The 20,477-nt window shown below is 70.7% G+C and carries 14 protein-coding genes; 8 read left to right on the plus strand and 6 right to left on the minus strand.

The features are described from left to right. Positions 1-213: 213 nt before the first annotated feature. The 4 genes from VF584_22990 to VF584_23005 all read right to left on the minus strand — a co-directional run bounded on the left by VF584_22990 (position 214) and on the right by VF584_23005 (position 4,625). On the minus strand, positions 214-1,329 hold the full coding sequence (locus VF584_22990; GenBank protein HEX8213060.1) for a 3-oxoacyl-[acyl-carrier-protein] synthase III C-terminal domain-containing protein: 1,116 nt from the start codon (positions 1,327-1,329) through the stop codon (positions 214-216). A gap of 329 nt (positions 1,330-1,658) precedes the next feature. Beyond that, positions 1,659-2,456 (minus strand): glucose 1-dehydrogenase, encoded by a 798-nt coding sequence (locus VF584_22995; protein ID HEX8213061.1) that lies wholly within the window; start codon positions 2,454-2,456, stop codon positions 1,659-1,661. A 42-nt stretch (positions 2,457-2,498) separates the two neighbouring features. Continuing rightward, positions 2,499-4,130: an NAD(P)/FAD-dependent oxidoreductase gene (locus VF584_23000; GenBank protein HEX8213062.1), complete on the minus strand. Its 1,632-nt coding sequence runs from the start codon at positions 4,128-4,130 to the stop codon at positions 2,499-2,501. Between the two features lie 234 nt (positions 4,131-4,364). After that, positions 4,365-4,625, minus strand: coding sequence for a hypothetical protein (locus VF584_23005; GenBank protein ID HEX8213063.1), 261 nt, complete (start codon positions 4,623-4,625; stop codon positions 4,365-4,367). 269 nt (positions 4,626-4,894) lie between these two features. Here VF584_23005 and VF584_23010 point away from each other — a divergent pair, with 269 nt between their 5' ends. Next, complete coding sequence (locus VF584_23010; protein HEX8213064.1) at positions 4,895-10,450, plus strand: PAS domain S-box protein; 5,556 nt, start codon at positions 4,895-4,897, stop codon at positions 10,448-10,450. Further along, positions 10,447-12,102, plus strand: coding sequence for an ATP-binding protein (locus tag VF584_23015; GenBank protein HEX8213065.1), 1,656 nt, complete (start codon positions 10,447-10,449; stop codon positions 12,100-12,102). The genes VF584_23010 and VF584_23015 overlap by 4 nt, the downstream gene beginning before the upstream one ends. Before the next feature lie 117 nt (positions 12,103-12,219). On the opposite strand, the gene VF584_23020 is transcribed toward VF584_23015, so the two are convergent. Continuing rightward, complete coding sequence (locus VF584_23020) at positions 12,220-14,934, minus strand: DUF5916 domain-containing protein (protein HEX8213066.1); 2,715 nt, start codon at positions 14,932-14,934, stop codon at positions 12,220-12,222. 216 nt (positions 14,935-15,150) lie between these two features. After that, positions 15,151-15,657: a molybdenum cofactor biosynthesis protein B gene (locus VF584_23025; GenBank protein ID HEX8213067.1), complete on the minus strand. Its 507-nt coding sequence runs from the start codon at positions 15,655-15,657 to the stop codon at positions 15,151-15,153. 131 nt (positions 15,658-15,788) lie between these two features. Between VF584_23025 and VF584_23030 the strand changes: the two genes are divergently transcribed. The 6 genes from VF584_23030 to arsS all read left to right on the plus strand — a co-directional run bounded on the left by VF584_23030 (position 15,789) and on the right by arsS (position 20,241). Then, on the plus strand, positions 15,789-16,556 hold the full coding sequence (locus VF584_23030; GenBank protein HEX8213068.1) for a VTT domain-containing protein: 768 nt from the start codon (positions 15,789-15,791) through the stop codon (positions 16,554-16,556). A gap of 290 nt (positions 16,557-16,846) precedes the next feature. Next, positions 16,847-17,614, plus strand: a complete 768-nt coding sequence (locus tag VF584_23035) for a DUF1499 domain-containing protein (GenBank protein ID HEX8213069.1) — start codon at positions 16,847-16,849, stop codon at positions 17,612-17,614. Beyond that, positions 17,614-18,099 (plus strand): DUF2721 domain-containing protein, encoded by a 486-nt coding sequence (locus VF584_23040; GenBank protein HEX8213070.1) that lies wholly within the window; start codon positions 17,614-17,616, stop codon positions 18,097-18,099. The genes VF584_23035 and VF584_23040 overlap by 1 nt, the downstream gene beginning before the upstream one ends. 12 nt (positions 18,100-18,111) lie before the next feature. Then, entirely contained in the window at positions 18,112-18,588 is a 477-nt protein-coding gene (locus VF584_23045) for a hypothetical protein (GenBank protein ID HEX8213071.1), read from the plus strand. Between the two features lie 146 nt (positions 18,589-18,734). Next, a complete protein-coding gene (locus tag VF584_23050) occupies positions 18,735-19,079 on the plus strand; it encodes an arsenosugar biosynthesis-associated peroxidase-like protein (GenBank protein ID HEX8213072.1) in 345 nt (114 codons plus the stop codon). A 115-nt stretch (positions 19,080-19,194) separates the two neighbouring features. Then, a complete protein-coding gene (gene arsS / locus VF584_23055; protein HEX8213073.1) occupies positions 19,195-20,241 on the plus strand; it encodes an arsenosugar biosynthesis radical SAM (seleno)protein ArsS in 1,047 nt (348 codons plus the stop codon). The last annotated feature ends 236 nt before the right edge of the window (positions 20,242-20,477 follow it).

Consider the following 20,477-nt stretch of genomic DNA (forward strand, 5'->3'; position numbering starts at 1 on the left):
GGGGCAATCTCCTTACTGCAGGGAATGGAGGTGATCTAGCCGGAGTGGGCCGGGAACGGCACGTCACGCCCGGCCCCTCGCAACGCGCAGTAGATCCTTCGCTCCGCGCCAAAGGCTGGCGCGGAAGAAAGGGCGGTGAAGCGCGTCGCTCAGGATGACAGAACGGGGGGAGGGATGCCCGCCGATCGATACACACGCACTAACGCGCTTCTTTTACAGCCGTACCAGCTGCGCGCCGTAGTGCACGTTCGCGCCGACGGCGGCGATCATCACCAGGTCGCCGCTGCCGAGACTGACCACGCCGGCTTCGAGGTCCTCGGCCAGCAGGACGAGCATGCCGGCGGCGGAGGTGTTGCCGTAGCGGTCGACGTTGCAGGCCACCCGGTCGGCGGGGAGGCCCATGTCGGCGACGAAGTGGTCGAGGAGGCGCTTGTTGGGCTGGTGGAAGTAGTAGCGCTTGACCTCGTCCGTCAGCTCGGGGTGGGTGGCGAGGACGTCGTTGATGCACCGCTTCATGAAGACGCGGTACGAGCGGGCCACGAGCTGGCCGTCGATCACGAAGGCGTCCTCGGCGGGCGTGCTCTTTCCGTACAGCCGCTCGTGCACGCCGCCCGCGCGCCGCACCACCAGCTCCTGGTAGTCGTTCCCCGAGATGGAGGACATGATCCCCAGCCTGGGGTCCGGGTCCGCGCGCAGGATCACCGCGCCCGCCGCGTCGCCGAAGACGTACATCCCGAAGGCGGCGTTCAGCGGCTTGCGGCCGGGGGTGTGGTTCACCTCGCCGCTCCACACGTTGCGGTCGATCAGCGCCGAAGTGCACGCCGAGCCGATCACCGCCACCGTGCTCACGGCACCGCTGCGGATCATGCGGTACGCCATGTCCATGATGTACGGCGTACCGCCGCACCCGTCGTCCACCGTCAGCGCGTAGGTGTCCACCCGGCAGCCGAGGCGCCGGTGCAGCTCCATGGCGTCGTAGCTGAAGTTGAGGCGGTCCGGCGTGCAGGTCACCAGGAGCACGGCGTCCAGCTCCTTCGCGTCGATCTCGGCCATGTCCAGGGCGCGGCGCACCGCCACCTCGCACATGTCGGTGTTGGTGCGGCACTCGCCCTCCACCTGCGGCGGCGCTACGGCCACGCCGGACTCCACGTCCACGTCCCACAGGAAGCGCCGCTCGCGCATTCCGGTTTTTTCCTCGATCCACTCGGACGACCAGCCGGGGATCGCCTCGACCATGCGCGCGGTCTCCACCACGCGCGAGGGGACGTACGCGCCGGCGCCGGCAATGCGGACACTGCGGGGGATGAATGGGATGGCGGGCTGGATCATCTTAGTTACCGATTTGTGCGCAAGAGGATCGTTAGCAGCGACCGGGATTGGCCATCGCTGCTCGGTGGGTTGCCGCGAACGGTGTGCACGCCCGGTCACGGTGCAGTTATTTAACGACACGGATTGTGCGAGTCAACCCCTCTGTGAAACTTTGGTGCACTTCTCCAAACTTGATTTCCCCAGGATGTCTCTTGGGTTCTTCGATTGCCCATCCACATGGAAGAAGCCGCGAAGCCCATTTGGCGACTTCACGGCTCGGTTCTGTTTCGATCATGGCCGCCATTGAACCCGTGGAAATACAAACAGGCGGTTAAGGTTATCCTGCGCAGTCAGCGCTCCGGGCGTGCGGAGGAGCCGGCGAGCAGTCCGCCGTCCAGCACCAGCTCGGCTCCCGTGGTGTAGGCCGACTCGTCGGAGGCCAGGTAGACGGCGGCGTGCGCGACCTCTTCCGGCGTTCCGAAGCGGCGGAGCGGGGTGTCGCGCACCAGGGCGGCCATGCGATCGGCGCGGTCGGGGCCGTTGCCCAGCATCGGTTCCCACATCGCGGTGAGGATGGCGGCGGGGAAGATGGCGTTGCAGCGGATGCCGAGCCCCTGCTCCGCGCAGTACAGCGCGACGGTGCGGGTGTGGTTGCGCACCGCCGCCTTGCTGCTGGCGTACGCCGCCGCCGCGGGGATCCCCACCAGCCCCGACCGCGACGCCACGTTGACGATGGAGCCGCCGCCCTCCCTCATCTGCCGGATGGCGGCGCGGCATCCCAGGAAGACGCCGTCCAGGTTGGTGGCGTGAACCGCGCGCCAGCCTTCCAGCGTGGCGTTCTCCGGGTCGTGCGCGACGAATCCTTCTTCGAAGCCGGTGATGCCGGCGTTGTTCACCAGCACGTTCAGCCGGCCGAAGCTCTCCGCGGTCCAGGCCATCGCGGCTTCCCAATCCTCCTCGCGGCGCACGTCCAGGCGGAGGTACGCGGCCTCGCCGCCGATGCGCGCCGCCGTCGCCGCGCCCTCTTCGTCGCGGATGTCGGTGAGGACGACGCGTGCGCCCTCCGCCGCGAATCGCTCCGCCACCGCCGCGCCGATACCCCGCGCCGCGCCCGTCACCAGCGCCACTTTTCCGCCGAGTCGTTGCATGGTTGTCCTGTGGAATGAAGGCCCGGGCGCCGTGTGTTGCGGCTACTTCAGCGCCTTCGCCAGGATGCGGGCGGCGGTGCGGCCGGATGCGCCGAAGACGCCGCCGCCGGGGTGCGTGCTGGCGCCGGTGAGGTAGAGACCCGGGATAGAGGTGCCGTAGCCGGAGAGCCCCGCCGCGGGGCGGAACATGAACATCTGGTCGAGCGACATCTCCAGGTGCATCACGTTGCCGTTGTACAGGCCGAGCTCGCGCTCCAGGTCCACCGGCGTCTGGATGTGCACCTGCTCCACGCAGTCGGGGACGTTGGGGGCGAAGCGGCCCACGGCGCGCAGGATGTCGTCCGCGGCGCGCCCACGCTCCTCGCCCCAACCGCGGCCGCCGGCCAGGGCGTACGGATGCCACTGCGCCCAGGCGAAGAGGAGATGCTTCCCCGGCGGCGCGAGCGACGGATCGACCGCCGTCCAGGTCATGGCGACGACGGCGGGGTCGCGGGCGGGCTCGCCGCGCAGGTAGTCGGCGTAGGCGGCGTCGAGATAGGGGGCAGGAGGGCAGAGGAGCTGGAGGCCCTGGTGCATGGGGCCGGGGGCGCCATCGCCGCCGCGCGCGGGGTCGCCTTCCCAGCCGGCGTAGGCGGGAAGCTGGCTGGTGACGCAGCGCAGGATCATCCCGAAGCCGTTGCCGATGCGCGCGTTCGCCACTTGCTCGCGCATGGCCGCGGCTTCGGGCGCGTCCGCCAGGAGCCTGAGGAACGTCGTTGCGGCGTGGCAGCCGGCGAGCACCGTCCGCGCCCGCACCACCCGCGTCCGGCCGCCGGTGATGGCGGGAGCGTCCAGCGGCAGGCCGGGCTCGGCCCCGTCGGCGACCTCCACGCCCACGGCGCGCCCGCCCTCCACCACGATGCGGCGCACCGGCGTCGAGGTATGCACGCGTCCGCCGTGGTCTTCGATCAGCGCAACGAGCGCGGTGGTGAGCGCGCCCGAGCCGCCGACAGCGCGCTTTACTCCGCTCTCGTGGTAGAGCGGCTGCCACCCGGCCAGCGGTGCGGTGCCCAGCTCCATTGGCGGCGGCCCGCTCTGCGCGGCGATCCATTCGATGGCGGCGCGCACGGCGGGATGGCGAAAGGTGCGGTCGATGAGCTGCCGGTACGATCCCAGGATCGTCTGGAGCATCGCGGCGCTGTCGGCCCCCTTCTTCTTTGCGAACCCGCCGCCGGTCGCCATCGTCCAACCCAGCTTCAGCGGCGTGGGCACGTCCTGGAACGCTCGCAGCACGGCGAGGCTGATGGGCCGCCACTCGTCCAGGAAGCGCGGGTACGCCTCCGCATCCTGGGGCGAAATGGCGGCAATCGACTCGCAGGTACGCGCGACGTCGCGGTGGAAGTAGATCGCGCGGCCATCCTCCAGCGGGTAGAAGGCCCACGGATCGCAGTCCACGTAGCGCAGGCCGCGGCGCTCCAGCTCCAGCTCGGCCAGGATGGGGGTGAGGTGGATCAGGATGTGGGCGGACGATCCCACGTCGATGCGGCAGCCCGGGAAGATGTCGTCGCGCGTCTGCACGCCGCCGCCGGGGCGCGCGGCGCGCTCGAACACCTCCACGCTGTGCCCCGCGCGCGCCAGGTACGCCGCCGCGATCAGCGCGTTGTGCCCCGCGCCCACGACGGCAACGTCAAGCATCGGAGATCTCACCGTCTCCGTAACAGCGGGCCTCACGCGGAGACGCGGAGACGCGAAGGAAATAGCAACTACATGGCTCACACAGAGACACAGAGGCACGGAGGAAGAACTGCAAAGAGGTTCTCTCTGGCTTACGGTTCCCTCTGTGCCCTCTGCGTGATGCTTTTAACCGTTGTTCTCGGCGCCTCCGCGTCTCCGCGTGAGCCCTGCAGTTCGCCAGACTCGGCATCCGGACTAAACTCCGCCGCGCCGGATCATGCGCACTGGTGGCCGCCCATCAGCAGGGCCAGCACGTCGTGCTCGCGCATCGTGGAAAGGACTTTGGGTATCGGGCTCGGGCTCAAACCGGCCTCCCAGCAGGCGGAAGGTGCTCCACAGCCGCATGCTCTCCTCCCAGCGCTCCAGCGGAGTCATGCGGTACCACTCCAGCACTTCCTCGTCCACGCACTTCTCGATGGCGGGGGAGCGCGACGGCTCGTCCTTTCTGTTGTCCATTCGACGCTCCCGGGCGCATGGTGTCTCCGCTTGTTGCGAGCCCTTGCAGGTTTCCAGCCGAATGTGGGGGAGGAGGGGGGCGTCGGCAATGCGGCGCGGCGGCGGGATGGATGCCGGCCGTGGGGAGATTGACCCATGGCTCAGCTGGGAGGCGGCGCGTACATTCGTAGCCTTGCTCGCGCGTGTTCCGCGCGCGTGGCCCGCCCGTTATAACCATCTCGCTGCAAACCCGCGCCCGCCCCCTCCGCGCCATGCGTCACATGGAAGCCGTGAGCCCATCCAGAGAGTCCGAGCGCCTCGCGGCGCTGCACGGATACGGGATCCTCGACACGCCCCCCGAACCCGAGTTCGACGCGCTCACGCGCCTGGCCGCGCAGATCTGCGGCACCCCCATCGCGCTGCTGACGCTGGTGGACGGGGAGCGGCAGTGGTTCAAGAGCCGCCTGGGGATCGATGCCACCGAGATGCCGCGCGAGGTGTCGTTCTGCGCGCAGGCCATCGAGCAGCCGGGGCTCTTCGTGGTGGCGGACGCGCTGGCGGACCCGCGCTTCGCCGCCAGCCCCATGGTCGTGTCGCTGCCCCACATCCGCTTCTACGCGGGGGCGCCGCTGGTGACGCCGGAGGGGCACGCCCTGGGGACGCTGTGCGTGGTGGACCGCGTGCCGCGCCAGCTCAGCGGCGAGCAGATGGAGGCGCTGCGCTCCCTGGCCGGGCAGGCGATGGGCCAGCTCGAGCTGCGGCGCCAGTTGCGGCTGCTGCAGGAGGCGGCGGTGCTGCACGAGCAGGCGGATGCGGAGCGGACCGCGCGCGCGGAGCGGATCCAGCGCCACAACGCCGCCCTGGTGGAGCTGTCGCGGCTGGACAAGAGCGACCTGGAGGCGGAGCTGCACGCCGCCACCCGCGCCGCCGCCCGTACGCTGGGGGTGGAGCGGGCCAGCGTGTGGCTCGCCCCCTCCGGCGGGACGACGGAGCTGGAGTGCGCCGCGCTCTTCCGCGCCTCCACGGGCGAGTGGGAGCGCGGGATGCTGCTGCGCGCCGAGCAGTACCCGGCCTACTTCGCCGCGCTGGCCGAGAGCCGCGCCCTGGCCGCCGGCGACGCGATGGAGGACCCGCGCACCCGCGAGCTCGCCCCCTACCTGCTGCGCGAGGGGATCGGGGCGATGCTGGACGTGCCGCTCTGGAGGAAGGGGGTGGTGGCGGGCGTCCTCTGCTGCGAGCACGTGGGGCCGCCGCGCGAGTGGGCGCCGGACGAGGAGGAGTTCGTGGCCAACGTGGCGGACATCGTTGCGCTGGCGCTGGAGGCGGCCGACCGGCGGCGCGCGGAGGAGACCGCCCGCCATGCGCAGGGACGCGGCGCGGCGGTGGTGCGCGCGGCGCTTGACTGCGTGGTGGTGATGGACGGCGAGGGGCGGGTGCTGGACTTCAACCCCGCCGCCGAGCGCACCTTTGGCTTCGCCGCCGGCGAGGCGATGGGGAGGCCGCTGGCCGAGCTGATCGTCCCCGACCGCTTCCGCGACGGGCATCCGCTGGCGGTGGAGCGGCACCTGGAGGGCCCCGCGCGCGTGCTGGGCGAGCGCGTGGAGACGTACGCCATGCGCGCGGACGGCGCCGAGTTCCCCGTGGAGCTCACCGTGACGCGCGTTCCGCTGGACGGGCCCCCCGTCTTCACCGCCCACCTGCGCGACATCACGGAGCGGGTGGAGGCCGCGGCGGCGCTGGAACACTCGCTGTCGCTGCTGCGCGCCACGCTGGAGTCGGCGGCGGACGGGCTGCTGGTGGTGGACCGCGACGGCAAGGTGGTGACCGCCAACGGCAAGTTCTCCGCGATCTGGGGGACCGACCCCGACGAGGTGGCGCCGGGCAACGACGCGCCGCTGGAGCACGCGGCGTCGTGCGTGGAGGACTCGGACGCCTTCCGCGCGCACGTGCTGGAGATCCGCAGCAGCATGGTGGGGGTGTCGCTGGACGAGGTGCGGCTGCGCGACGGGCGCATCCTGGAGCTGTACTCGCAGCCGCAGCTCGTGGGCGAGGAGGCGGTGGGGCGGGTGTGGAGCTACCGCGACGTCACCGAGCGCCGCCGCGCGGAAGAGGAGGCGCGCCGCACCGCCGAGCGGATGCGCGCCGTGGCATCGGCGGCGGCGGCGGTGGTGGGGGCGGAGACGCCGTCGGAGCTGCGCACCGTGCTGGAGGAGGCGTGCCGCACCGTGCTGCCGCTGGACGCCTTCTTCATCTTCGCCTACGACCCGCGCGGGCACGCCTTCCACGGCTTCGGCGGCAACGACGCGGGGGAGTACACGCCGCCCGACATCACCTCCGCCGAGGGGACGCCCGGCGAGCGGGTGGTGAGCGAGCGCCGCTCCCTTCTCACCCTGCGCTCCGACGATCCCGCCGGGCAGGGGGCCACGGCCACCGGGACCAGGCGCCGCTCGGAGTCGGTGATCCGCACCCCCATCCTGGTGGGCGGCGAGGTGCGCGGCATCATCTCCGTGCAGAGCTACACGGCGGACATCTACACCCCCGCGGACGTGGAGGTGGTGGAGGCGCTCGCCTCGCTGGCCGCGTCCGCGCTGGAGAACCTGCGCCTGACCGCCGAGCGCCGCGACGCCGAGGCCGCGCTGCGCCGGTCTGAGACGCGCTTCCGCGCCCTCTTCGAGCAGTTCCCCTTCAGCATCCAGATCTTCTCGCCAGAGGGGGAGACGCTGCAGGTGAACCGCGCCTGGGAGCGCCTCTTTCGCTCGCATCCCACGGAGCGGCGGCGCTTCAACCCGCTCACCGATCCGCAGCTCGCCGAGATCCATCCGCTGATCCGCCAGGGATTCGCGGGGGAGGAGGTGGAGCTGCCTCCCACCCTGTTCGACCCCTCGCGCGTGGGCCAGGGCCCCGGCCGGGCGGAGCTGCCGGTGAACGAGGGCGGAGGGCCGCGCTGGCTCCACGCCTCCATCTGCACCGTCAAGGACGAGGACGGGGCCATCCGCGAGGTGATCCTGGTGCACCAGGACGTCACCGACGAGCGGCGCGCGCTGGACGAGCTGCGCGAGAGCGAGGAGCGCTCCCGCACCCTCATCCAGACCGCCGCGGACGCCATCGTCACGATGGACGAGGAGAGCACCATCCTCTCCGCCAACCCGGCCACGGAGCGCACCTTTGGCTACACGGCCGAGGAGCTGGTGGGGCGGAACATCTCCATCCTCCAGCCCCCGGCTCTCCACGACACGGGAATCGCGCGCTACCTGGAGGCCGGAAAGCGCGCCAGCGAGTGGGCGATGGCCGAGGTGACCGCCGTGCGCAAGGACGGCACGGAGATCCCGGTCGAGATCTCCATCGGCGAGTACCCCAGCGGCGGGCGGCGCATCTTCGCCGGCTTCCTGCGCGACATCACCGAGCGCAAGGCGGCCGAGCGGGAGCTGCGCGAGGCGCGCGACCAGCTGGAGGTGCGCGTGCAGGAGCGCACCGCCGAGCTGGCCGAGGCCAACCTGGCGCTGGAGGAGGAGATCGCGGAGCGCGCCCGCGCCGAGGAGGTGGTGGTGCAGAAGAGCGCCGAGCTGCAGGCGGTCTTCCACGCCCTCCCCGACCTGTACTTCCGCATGGAGGCGGACGGGACGATCCTGGACTTCCAGGCCGGGAGCGGGATGGGGCTGTACGCCGCCGCCGACGTCTTCCTGGGCCAGCGCGTGCAGGAGATCCTCCCCGCGCGGGCGGGCGAGCGCATCGCCGAGGCGCTGGCGCGGGTGGCGGCGGACGGGAAGCTCACGGCGGTGGAGTACACGCTGGAGGTAGAGGGGAAGCCGCAGGAGTTCGAGGCGCGCCTGATTCCGCTGGACGGCCACGGGCAGGTGGTGGGCGTCGTCCGCGACATCACCGAGCGAAAGGGGTGGGAGCGCGAGCTGCGGCACCGCGAGGAGCACTTCCGCGCGCTGATCGAGAACGGGTCGGACCTGATCGCCATCATCGACGCGGAGGGGATCACGCGCTACGTGAGCCCCTCGGCCGAGCGGCTGCTGGGGTGGAAGCCGGAGGAGCGGGTGGGGCACAGCACCATCGAGACGATCCACCCCGACGACTGGCCGGAGGTGGCGCGGCTGCGCGACTTCGCCATTCACAACCCCGGCGCCACCATCCAGGTGGAGTTCCGCTACCGCCACGGCGACGGGTCGTGGCGGGTGTTCGAGGCGGCCGCGCGCACCCTGCGGCCGGACTCGGCGGCGGAGGGGCTGGTGGTGAACGCCCGTGACGTCACCGAGCGCAAGCGCGCCGAGGAGGCGCTGCGGCGCAGCGAGGAGCACTTCCGCGCCGTCATCGAGAACGCCTCAGACCTGGTGACGATCCTGGACACCGACGGGGTGATGAAGTACCAGAGCCCGGCGGTGGAGCGGCTCTTCGGCTTCCTTCCCGCCGAGCTGGAGGGGCGCAACGCCTTCGAGCTGATCCATCCCGACGATGCGGCCGGGGTGGTGGAGAAGCTCGCCGAGGTCGCCATGAACCCGGGCGAGACGCGCTCGGCCGCCTTCCGCTTCCTCCACAAGGACGGCAGCTGGCGGCACGTGGAGTCGGTGGGCACCACGCTCCTGCGCACGGGCGCGGAAGAAGGGGTGATCGTCAACTCGCGCGACGTCACCGAGCGCAAGCGGGCGGAGGAGGCGCTGGAGCAGGCGCGCGCCGAGGCCGAGCGGGCGCGCGAGGCGGCCGAGACGGCCAACCAGGCCAAGAGCGAGTTCCTGAGCCGCATGAGCCACGAGCTGCGCACGCCCATGAACTCCATCCTGGGCTTCGCGCAGCTGCTGGAGCGCCGCAGCCCCACGCCCGACCAGCGGAAGTCCGTGGACCAGATCCTGCGGGCCGGACGCCATCTCCTGAACCTGATCAACGAGGTGCTCGACATCGCGCGCATCGAGAGCGACCGCCAGCCGCTCTCGCTGGAGCCGGTGCGGCTGGACGCGGCGCTCGGCGAGGCCGTCAACCTGATCCGCCCCCTCGCCGCGCAGACCGGGTGCAGGGTCTCCGATCCGCCGGAGGCGCCCGGGCGCTGGGTGCGCGCGGACCGGCAGCGGCTGGCGCAGGTGCTCCTCAACCTCCTCTCCAACGGCGTCAAGTACAACCATCCCGGCGGCTCCGTGCGCCTGACCTGGGAAGAGGCGGACGGGCGGTTGCGCGTGGGGGTGCACGACACCGGGCGCGGCATCGACCCGGAGCGGATGGAAGAGCTCTTCGTCCCATTCGCGCGGCTGGGCGCGGAGGAGACGGGGGTGGAGGGGACGGGTCTGGGCCTCGCCCTGTCGCACCGGCTGGCAGAGGCGATGGGCGGCTCGCTGACGGCGGAGAGCCAGCTGGGGCGCGGCAGCACCTTCTGGCTGGAGCTGCCGGTGGCGGACGACCCCAGCAGCCGCCTTCCGCAGCCCGCGCCCGCCCCGCGCGAGCCGCGCACCGAGGAGCACGAGGGTCCGCCGGCCACCCTTCTCTACGTGGAAGACAACCTGGCGAACCTGACGCTGGTGGAGTCGCTCCTCTCGTCACGCCCGGAGATCACCCTCCTCTCCGCCATGCAGGGGCGGATGGGGCTGGACCTGGCGTGGGAGCACGCGCCCGACCTGATCCTGCTGGACCTCCACCTGCCCGACATGAGCGGCGGCGAGGTGCTGCGCCGCCTGCGCGCGGACCCCCGCACCCGCGACACGCCCGTGGTGGTGATCAGCGCCGACGCCACGCCGGGGCAGGTGGAGCGCCTGCGCGCCGCCGGCGCGCACGAGTACATGACCAAGCCCCTGGACCTGGACCGCTTCATGGAGACCGTCGACCGCGCCCTCGCCGAGCGGGGAGCCCAGCCGTGACCCCACGCACCGTGGAGGACGCCGCCATCCTGGTGGTGGACGACGAGCGGGCGAACCTGGAGCTCCTGGAGGAGTTCCTCCGCTTCGACGGGTTCGAGAACGTCACCCTGACCACCGATCCGCGCCAGGTGCCGGAGCTGTTCGAGGCGAAGTGCCCGGACATCCTCCTGCTGGACCTGCACATGCCGTACGTGGACGGATTCGCGGTGATGCGGCAGCTGCGCGCCACCATCCCCACGAGCGACTACTTCCCCATCCTGGTCCTTACCGCGGACGTCACCTCCGAGACGAAGCTGCGCGCCCTATCCGAGGGGGCGAGCGACTTCCTCACCAAGCCGCTGGACGCGGTGGAGGTGGTGCTGCGCATCCGCAACCTGCTGGCGACGCGCTTCCTGCACCTGGGGGAGCGCGCCGCCCGCGCGCGCGCCGAAGCCGCGGAGGCGCGCGCCGCCTTCCTGGCCGAGGCGAGCCGGGTGCTGAGCTCGTCGTTCGAGTACCGCGCCATGCTCTCCACCGTGGCGCGGCTGGCCGTACCGCGCCTGGCCGACTACGTGGTGGTGGAGATGATGGACGGCGACGGCCGGAGCGAGCGCATCGCCTACGCGCACGCGGACGCGGAGCAGGAGCAGCTGCTGGCCGGCGGCGACGGGCTGTGGGGTGGCACCGTCCCTCGCAGCCACCCCCTGGTGAAGGGATGCACCAGCGGCCAGTTCCTCCTGGTGGCCGACGTCGCGGCCGAGCTGGGCCCCGACGCCGGCGACGACGATGCCCAGCGCGAGATCCTTCGGCGCCTGGCCCCGCGCTCGGTGGCGAGCGTGCCGATGGTCGCGGCGGGCGAGGTGATGGGCGGCGTGACGCTGGTGACCGCCGGCTCCGGCCGCACGCTGGACGCCGACGACCTGGGACTGGCCGAGGAGCTGGCGCGGCGCATCATGGTGGCGGTGGAGCACGCGCAGCTCTACCACGACGCCCTCCAGGCGACGCGCGCTCGCGACGAGATCCTGGGCGTGGTGGCGCACGACCTCCGCAATCCGCTGAGCACCATCCGCATGGCCGCGCAGCTCATGGCCGACGACGTGGCGCCCGCCCATCGCAAGCCGATGGACATGATGCTGCGCACCACGGACCGGATGAACCAGCTCATCCAGGACCTGCTGGAAGTGACCCGCATGGAGAGCGGGAAGCTGGCGCTCGATCTCAGCACCGAGAGCCCGGGCGCCGTGCTGCGCGAGGCCTCGGCCATGATGGCGCCGCTCGCCGCGGCGCGCTCCATCACCTTCGAGGCGCAGATCGCCGACGAGCTCCCGCGCATCCCGCTGGATTCGTCGCGCGTGCTGCAGGTGATCTCGAACCTGGTGGGGAACGCGGTCAAGTTCACCCCGGCGGGCGGGCGCATCACGCTGGGTGCCCAGCTCCTGGCGGACGAGCTGCGCATCTCCGTGGCAGACACCGGCCCCGGCATTCCGGCGGACCAGATCCCCCGCGTCTTCGGGCGCTTCTGGCAGGCGGGCAAGACGGACCGCCGCGGCATCGGCCTGGGCCTCTCCATCGCCCGCGGCATCGTGGAAGCGCACGGCGGCCGCATCTGGGTGGAGAGCGTCGAGGGCGAGGGCGCCACCTTTCTCTTCACCCTCCCCGTCCGCGGCGCGTAAAGAACAACAGAGAGAAGCATCACACAGAGGACACAGAGGGAACTGAAAAGCCACGGAGAAAACCTTTTGCGGTTCTCTCTGTGGCTCTTTGTCTCTGTCTGAGCCATGCGGTTGCCGTTACAGGCCGAACCAGTAGCTGGCCTTCAGCTGCAGCACGTTGACGGGACGGTCGCGGAACAACGCGGAGCGGTCGCGCTGGAAGTCGAAGTCTCCAAAGGCGCCGGAGCCGGACCGCTGCTGGGTCCACACCACGAAGAGCGTCGACCCCGGGCGGTACTCCCAGCGAAGCACCCCGGTACCGCGCAGCGACCGGAAGTTGAAATCGGGGTTGGCGACCTCGAATCCCGCCGCGGGACCGTTGCCGTCGGGATCAACGCGGTACCGGCTGACCCGGCCCGTGGAGTCGCGGAGCTCGCTCATGGTTCCCACGTCCCTGCCGTAGACCAGCGCGTCCGTGGTGCGCGGTGCCCGGTACTCGTTCAGGTCGCTGTAGCGGCCGCTCGCCAGGAGCGGCTGGGCGAACAGCTCGAGCGTAAGGGTGGGGGTGAAGGTCGCGTTGACGCGCGCGCTCATGGAGAGGTTTTGCTGTTCCAGCCGCGCGAACACGCTCCGGACGCCCCCGAACCGCGTGGCCGTGGAATCGGCGATGTTGCTGACGAACGCCCGCGGGTCGACGTCGTACAGATACGACGGCCCCAGACTGATGCGCACGTTCTCGGCCGGCTTCACCACCAGGCTGACGCCCCCCGTGACGAACCCGCCGTCGTCGGCGATGTTGGGTCCACCCTGCGCGTTCGCCGCCCACGTCACGCGCTTGCGGGTGTCGCCGCTCACCGACGACGAGACGAGGTGGTACCCGGCGCTGCGGACGAGCACCCCGCCGCGGGTGCGGTAGGGGTCGTACGTCGGCAGGTGAGTGATCACCAGGCCGCGCGCCTGAACGTAGTTGCGAAAGGTGATTTCCCCCGAGATCCCGCCCTGCAGGTCGGTGCGGTCACCGTCGAAGTTGAGCTGCTGCTGCGCGGAGACGGTCGCCGCCGCGCCGCGGTACCACCGGGTGGGCTTCGTCCAGCTCCGGAGCACGCTGGCCTGCATCCACCTGTAGTCGGTGCGGCTGAGCGCCGCGAGGTCGTTCACCTCGAAGCCCGGGCTCCGCCAGTTCTGCGCGGTCTCCCAGCGCCAGTTCCCGCTCTCCCTGGCGACCCTGGCGTACAACCCGTAGCCCCGCAGTGAGGTGCGGGAGGGGTCGTAGCTGATGTCGAAGATCCCGTCGCTGGTGGCCTTCCGGTCCGGACGCTGGAAGTAGTGGGCGCTCGTGCGCTGGGTGCGGCGGAGCGCGCCGCTGTCGCCGGCCACGTTGGAGAAGGCCACCTGCCCCACGACCGAGTAGCCGCGCCTTCCCCAGTAGTGCTGGATGTCGGCGCCCGCGGCCTGGGCCCGGCCGTGGAGCCTGCTCGTCAGCTCCGGATCGGTCATGAACCGGTGGGTCAGCGTGGTGATGAAGCCGATCCGCGTATCGCCCTTGCGCAGATCCTGCCGCACCCGGCCCACCAGGTAGCCGGTCATCGGCTCGATCTCGCGGCTCGCCGGTTCGTCGTCCGGCGTCGCCCGGGGGACGTAGCGCGCGGTGACCTCGTTGGTGAGCGCCTGGAGCACGGCCACCGAAAGTCCGCCCCTGGTGCGGCCCGTGATCTTTGCGGCCCCCAGGATCGTCGCCGCGTCCGGGAAGTCGGCGTAGTTCCCCGGCTGCACGAGACCGGCGAGCTGCGGCGCCCGTCCGATCCGGCGCGAGTAGAACAGGTTGAGGCTCGACACGTTGCTGCATAAGTAGCAGCTCACCCCTCCGAACGAGAAGCTGGCGGCGTTGGCCACGAAAAAGGGCCGCTTCTCCTGGAAGGTCGTCTCGAAGGCCGAGAGGTTCACCACCGCCGGATCCACCTCTACCTGCCCGAAATCGGGATTCACCGTCGCGTCCAGCGTGAAGCTGGAGCTCAGGGTGTACCTGAGGTCGCCGCCAGCGCGCGTGACCAGCTCCCGGCTGCTGCGGAACGGATTGCCGGCGGGCGGCTCCGCGAAGGTGCCCTTCTGCACCAGGTACGGCAGCAGCTCCAGGCGCCGCGGCTGCGCCGCCAGAGCGAGCCCGGTTACCGTGCCAAAGTATCCCGGCCCGCCCGGCTCGTTCCTCCGCCAGAAGGCCCACATGCTGGACTCGTTGCGGCGTGCCAGCGTCCGCCACAGCTGCAATCCCCAGTTCTGCACCGAATCCCGCGGGAAGCGGAGCTGGGAGAGCGGAATCTTGAACTCGGCGGTCCAGCCGAGGGAATCGACGCGCGACGCACCCTCCCATACGGGATCGAAGGAGGCATCTCCGTTCAGCTGGTCGCCCTTCACGCCCAGCGGATTCAGCTCGAACCAGACGCTCGTCTGGCGATCGCGGTGGGGATCGAGCACCACCGCGATCTTGTCCGAGGCGTTGTCATTGAGCAGCTGGTCGCGCCGCACCAGCAGCTTGCGCACACCCGCGGGTCCCGCGGAGTCGAACATCCGCGCGCCGATGTACACCGCGCTCGCGTCGTACAGCACGCGGACCTCCGTGCGCTCGGTCGGCGCGGCGCCTTCTTCCGGTTGCTGCTGGCGGAAGTCGCCAGCCACCTCCGCCGCGGACCAGGCCGCATCGTCGAGCCGCCCGTCGATCACGACCGCCGAGCTCCGGGCGACGGCCCGGACGGCGGGCCGGGGGTCGTTCTGCGACCCTGGCACCGGGCTTTGGCCCACCAGGCTCAGCGGCGCGCAGACGAGGAGCGCGACGGTCGCGAGGGTTCCAGTTTGCATGGGAGCGAGGGGTCGGGGACGCTCGGGCGAGCAGAGGGAGGGCCGGGCGATAGTATGGGTCTGGACTCCAGGATGCCGCAACTAATCCGGCTGTACGCCAGGCATCGCAAACCGCACCTCACACAGAGCCACAGAGGGAACAGCAAGAACAGCAGAAAGAGTTCTCTGCGGCTTGTAGTCGTCTCTGTGCTCTCTGCGTGAGGCTTTTTCTATACTTCACCCCTCCACCAGCCAGGCGACGTGGCGGAGCTCGGGGGCGATGAGGCGCTCCCAGGCCAGGCGGACGGCGGCGTGGGAGCCGGGGAGGGAGAAGACCACGCGGCCGCCGACGACGCCGGCGGTCGCGCGCGAGAGCATGGCGGCGGCGCCCACCTGCTCCCAGCTCAGCATGCGGAAAAGCTCGCCAAAGCCGGGGATGGGGCGCTCGATGCGGCGGCTCAGGACGTCGAAGGTGGTGTCGCGCGGGGCGATGCCGGTGCCACCGTTGAAGATCACCACCCGCGCCCGCGACTCGTCCAGCGCGCGCTCCACTTCGGTGGGCTCGTCGCGGATCAGGAGGTAGCCGGCGGGGGTGTGGCCGGCCGCCTCGATCTGCTCGCGGAGCCAGATGCCGTTGGTGTCGGTCTCCGGGGTGCGCGAGTCGCTGACGGTGACCACGGCCACCGGGATGGGGCCGTGGCGGTCGGACAGGCGGTGGTGCTGGTCGCTGCTGGGTGTGGACATGGGCGTGCGCGGGGGATGGAGGATGCCGGGCGGGCGGACAGCCGCGAGGGGCGTGCCGCCGGGTCCGTTGCGGCGCGGGGCGGGGCCGCTACATTCATCGGCGCCCCCCCCATGCCACGGAGCCGACCTGCATGCGACCCTCCCGCCCCACCGCAGCCGCCCTCCCCAGCCCGCCGCGCGCGGAGCGGGGGCCGCGCCGCAGGCCGTGGAAGAAATGGGCGCTGGCGGCGGTCCTCCTGGGCGGGCTGGGGGCGTTCTTTGCGCTGGGCGGGCCGCGCTACCTCAGCTTCGAGACGCTCAAGGAGCACCGCGACGACCTGCTCGCCTTCAAGGCGCGGCACTTCGCGGCGATGCTGGTGGCGACGGTGGTGGTGTACGCGGTGGCGACCGCCCTCTCCTTTCCGGGCGGGGTGCTGATGTCGCTGGCGGTCGGCTTTCTGTTCGGGCGGTGGGTGGGGGCGGCGGTCGTGATCGTCGCGGCGACGACGGGGGCGACGTGCGCCTTTCTATCGGCCCGCTACCTGTTCGCGGACGCGGCGCGGCGGCGGATGGGGCCGCGGCTCCAGCGGCTGTCGCGGGGATTCGAGGCGGACGCCTTCAACTACCTCCTCTTCGTGCGCCTGGTGCCCATCTTTCCGTTCTGGCTGATGAACCTGGTGCCGGCGTTCACCCCCGTCAGCACGCGCACCTTTGTCGTGGCCACGGCCATCGGCATCCTCCCGGGTTCGTTCGTCTTCGTGAACCTGGGCGAGTCGCTGCTGCGCATCCACTCCGCGCGCGACCTGCTTTCGACGACGGTGCTCCTGTCGTTCACGCTGCTGGGGGTGTTGTCGTTGATGCCGGTGGTGGTGAAGAAGGTGCGGCATCGGAGGAGGAACAGAAGTGCGTTAGTGCGTTAGTGCGTTGGGGGTGCGGCGCATTGGCGCGAAGGCACTTGAAGCTATTCCAACGTTTTTCCGTCATCCTGAGCGAGGCGCTGCTCAGGCGGTTGACCCTGGTTCTGTAGTGTGGCGCCGAGCGAAGGATCTACTGCGCGTTCCGAGGGGATTGCGTGACACGCGAGCCCCGGCCCGGCTCCGGCTAGATCCTTTGGTCGCCGCAGGAGTGCAGTGCGTCACCCTGGCCTCTGCGGGGCGGCTCTCTCAGGATGACAGAAATACGCACTCACGCACCTTTTTCCCCGAGTTCCATGCGAGACGCAGACCTCATCAACGACCGTCCCCCGCTGCGCGGCAACCCGATGGCGGGGGTCGCGCTGGGCACCGCGATTCTGGCGGGGCTGCTGGTGCTCCTGGCCGGGCCCGGCACACGGCTGGGGTTCTGGCACTTCAGCACCGGGTTCCAACTGATGCGGTGGGGCGCGTACCTGGCGGTGCCGGCGGCGCTCTTTTCGATCGTAGCGCTGGTGCTGGTGCGGGGGAGGAGGCGCGGCGTGCTCCCCTCGATCCTGGCGCTGGGGATCGCGGCGGGGGCGTTCCTGGTGCCGTACAGCTTCCTGGTGAAGGCGCGTTCCCTGCCGCCCATCCACGACATCAGCACCGACACGCGCAACCCGCCGCCGCTCATCGCCACTCTCCCGCTGCGCGAGCAGACGGGCGCCACCAACCCATCGGCGTACGAGGGCGACTCCATCGCGCGGCTCCAGAGAGAGGCGTACCAGGACGTGCAGCCCGTGATGCTCGCCATGACGCCCGATTCCGCGTACGGGCAGGCGCTGCGGGCCGCGCGGGAAATGGGGTGGGAGATCGTGGCCGCCGAGCGCGACGAGGGCCGCATCGAGGCGACGGCGATCACGGGATGGTGGGGGTTCAGGGACGACGTGGTGATCCGCGTGATGCCCGCATCGGGGATCGCGCGGGTGGACGTGCGCTCCGTGTCGCGCGTGGGGAGGAGCGACGTGGGCGCCAACGCGGCCCGCATCCGCGCCTACGTGCGGCGGCTCAAGGAAAACGCGTAGTGCAGGCGATCCCCAACCCCTTTGCCGCGCTGACGCTGATCGTGGCGCCTGCGGTGCTCACCAACGCGTGCTCCGTGCTCATCATGAGCACCAGCAACCGCCTGGCGCGCGCCGTGGACCGCGCGCGCATCATGACCGCGGAATTGGAGAAGGCCACCGAGACCGGCTCCACTCCGCACCCCGGCGAGGTGCGAGAGCTGGCGGCGACGGAGCGGCGCGCATTGATGCTGCTCCACGCGCTGCGCTCCTTCTACGTGGCGCTGGGCGGTTTCGCGGCGGCGGCCTTCCTGTCGCTGATGGGCGCCGTGCTGACGCCGCTCTTCCCCGCCTCCATTGCCCTGCCGCTGGAGGTGGTGGCGCTGGTCGTGGGGCTGGTGGGGGTGGGTGGGCTGGTGAAGGGGACGCTGGTGCTCGTGCGTGAGACGAAAATTGCGGTGGACGTGCTCCAGGAGCGCGCCTCCGAGGCCCGCGCGCACCTCCGCTAGCGGATGGTTCCGGTGACTCGCCGCTGCTGGACGCTCGTCGCGCTCCTGCTGATCGCCCTGGTCGCTCCGTCGCGATCATCCGCGCAGACGGTGGCGGACACCACGATGCTGGTTCGTGCCATCGCGGACCGGATCGGCGAGGGAATCCGTTCGCGGAACCCGGCCGCGCTCCGGCACTTCTATGTGGGCGAGCCCACGACCGACTTCGACCGGTGGGTCACGCTGCGCCTCCAGGAGGAGCACGGCCTGCGCCTGCTGGAGGCGCAGGCAGACACCGCCGACTGGGTCGTCACACGTGGTGCCGAGTTTCGCGGCGACACGGCCGCGGTGATCTTTGAGTTCGGGGATCGCCGGCTGCCCGCGGACAGAGGAGGCATCCACACCGGCATCGAGAGCTGGCGGATCTTCTTCATCCGATCGGCAGCGGGGTGGGAGTTCGTGCGCCAGGTGCACATCCGGACGGCGGACATAGGCGAAGTCCGCGGCTGAGACGCTGGCCGGAGGCATCGGCAGAGATCCACCCACGCGCCTCGTGGCGTACAATCGGCAGGACCACGGTCCCCTCCTCCACGCGCCCGGTGGGGGAGGGGACCTGCCCTGCGCCCCATTCGCAACTCAACCAGGCGATCCCGACGATGCACACGCACGCTCCCGGCTACTACGACGCGCAGGACCTGGCCCGCTTTCCGGAGATCGGCAAGGACGCGCCCGAGCTGGCGGAGAAGTTCTTCGCCTGGTACAACGCCGTCTTCGCCGAGGGTGCGCTGACGCAGCGTGAGAAGTCGCTGATCGCCCTGGCCGTGGCGCACGCGGTCCAGTGCCCCTACTGCATCGACGCCTACACCGGCGACTGCCTGCAAAAGGGCGCCGACACCGAGCAGATGACCGAAGCCGTCCACGTCGCCGCCGCCATCCGCGGCGGCGCATCGCTGGTGCACGGCTTACAGATGCGGAACCACGCGGACCGGCTTGGGATGTAAGGAAAGTGCTAAGTCCTAAGTGCTAAGTCCTGAGTGCCGGGCTTTAGTTCAGCACTTAGCACCTGGCACTTAGCACTTCTTCACCGCCCTTTAACCGTTCACCGAACCCCGGCCCATGTCCCGCGTACTCCCGACCCTCCAGAAGCGCCAGGCCGAGCTGGCCTCCACCCGCCGCCAGAAACAGGTGCTGGCGGGGGTGCCGGTCGCGCGGGCGTTCGAGGATGCGCTTGGCGAGGCCGGGTTGTTTCCGCTCCGCGCGACCGGGATCGACGTCTTTCAGATCAACGTGGGGCGCAAGTGCAACCAGACCTGCCGCCACTGCCACGTGGACGCCGGCCCGGACCGCACCGAGATGATGAGCGACGCCGTGGTCGACCGCTGCCTGGAGGTGATCGAGGGGAGCGCCATCCCCACGCTGGACATCACCGGCGGCGCCCCGGAGCTGCACAAGCGCTGGCGCGAGATCGTGCGGCGCGCATCCGCGGCGGGGAAGCACGTGATGGACCGCTGCAACCTCACCATCACCCAGCTCCCCAACTACCGCTACCTCCCCGAGTTCTTTGCCGAGCACCGCGTGCACGTCGTCGCCTCCCTCCCGCACTACCGGCAGAAGGGGACGGACACGCAGCGCGGCGACGGCGTCTTTGAGCAGTCGATCGCGGCGCTCCAGCAGCTCAACGCGCTCGGCTACGGCAAGCCGGGAACGGGGCTCCTGCTGGACCTGGTGACCAACCCGGTCGGCACCTTTCTCCCCGGCAGCCAGGGGATGCTGGAGGCGGAGTGGAAGCGGCAGATGGCGCGACTGTACGACGTCGAGTTCAGCTCACTCTACACGATCACCAACATGCCCGTCTCGCGCTTCCTGGAGTTCCTGGAGGAGGGCGGCGCGCTGGACGCCTACATGGAGCGGCTGGTGACCGCGTTCAACCCCGCCGCGGCCACGGGCGTGATGTGCCGCAACACGCTCTCCGTCGGCTACGACGGCACGCTGTACGACTGCGACTTCAACCAGATGCTCGACCTGCCGGTGCACCCCGCCGCCCCGCGCACCATCTTCGACTTCGACCTGGCCGCGCTCGCCAACCGCGAGATCGTGCTGGGGCCGCACTGCTTCGGCTGCACCGCGGGCGCGGGCTCCAGCTGCGGCGGCGCGACGGTGTGAGGGGCCCTCACCCCCGCTCGTCACCTCGCTGCGGCGGGCGTCGAGGCATGCGGGCTCCCCCTCTCCCCCGCAAGCGGGGGAAAGGGTGCACTCCGCCCCTCCACGGCATCCGTGGTAGGGGCGCGATTTATCGGGCCCGTGTCCGGCGCTGCACCACCGACTGCCGATGCCGCCGAACTCTCCCCCCTCTCTCGATAACAGAGGCGCCAGCCTCTCCTGTTATCGGGAGAGGGGGG

The organism is Longimicrobium sp. (assembly GCA_036389135.1).
Lineage (GTDB): Bacteria > Gemmatimonadota > Gemmatimonadetes > Longimicrobiales > Longimicrobiaceae > Longimicrobium.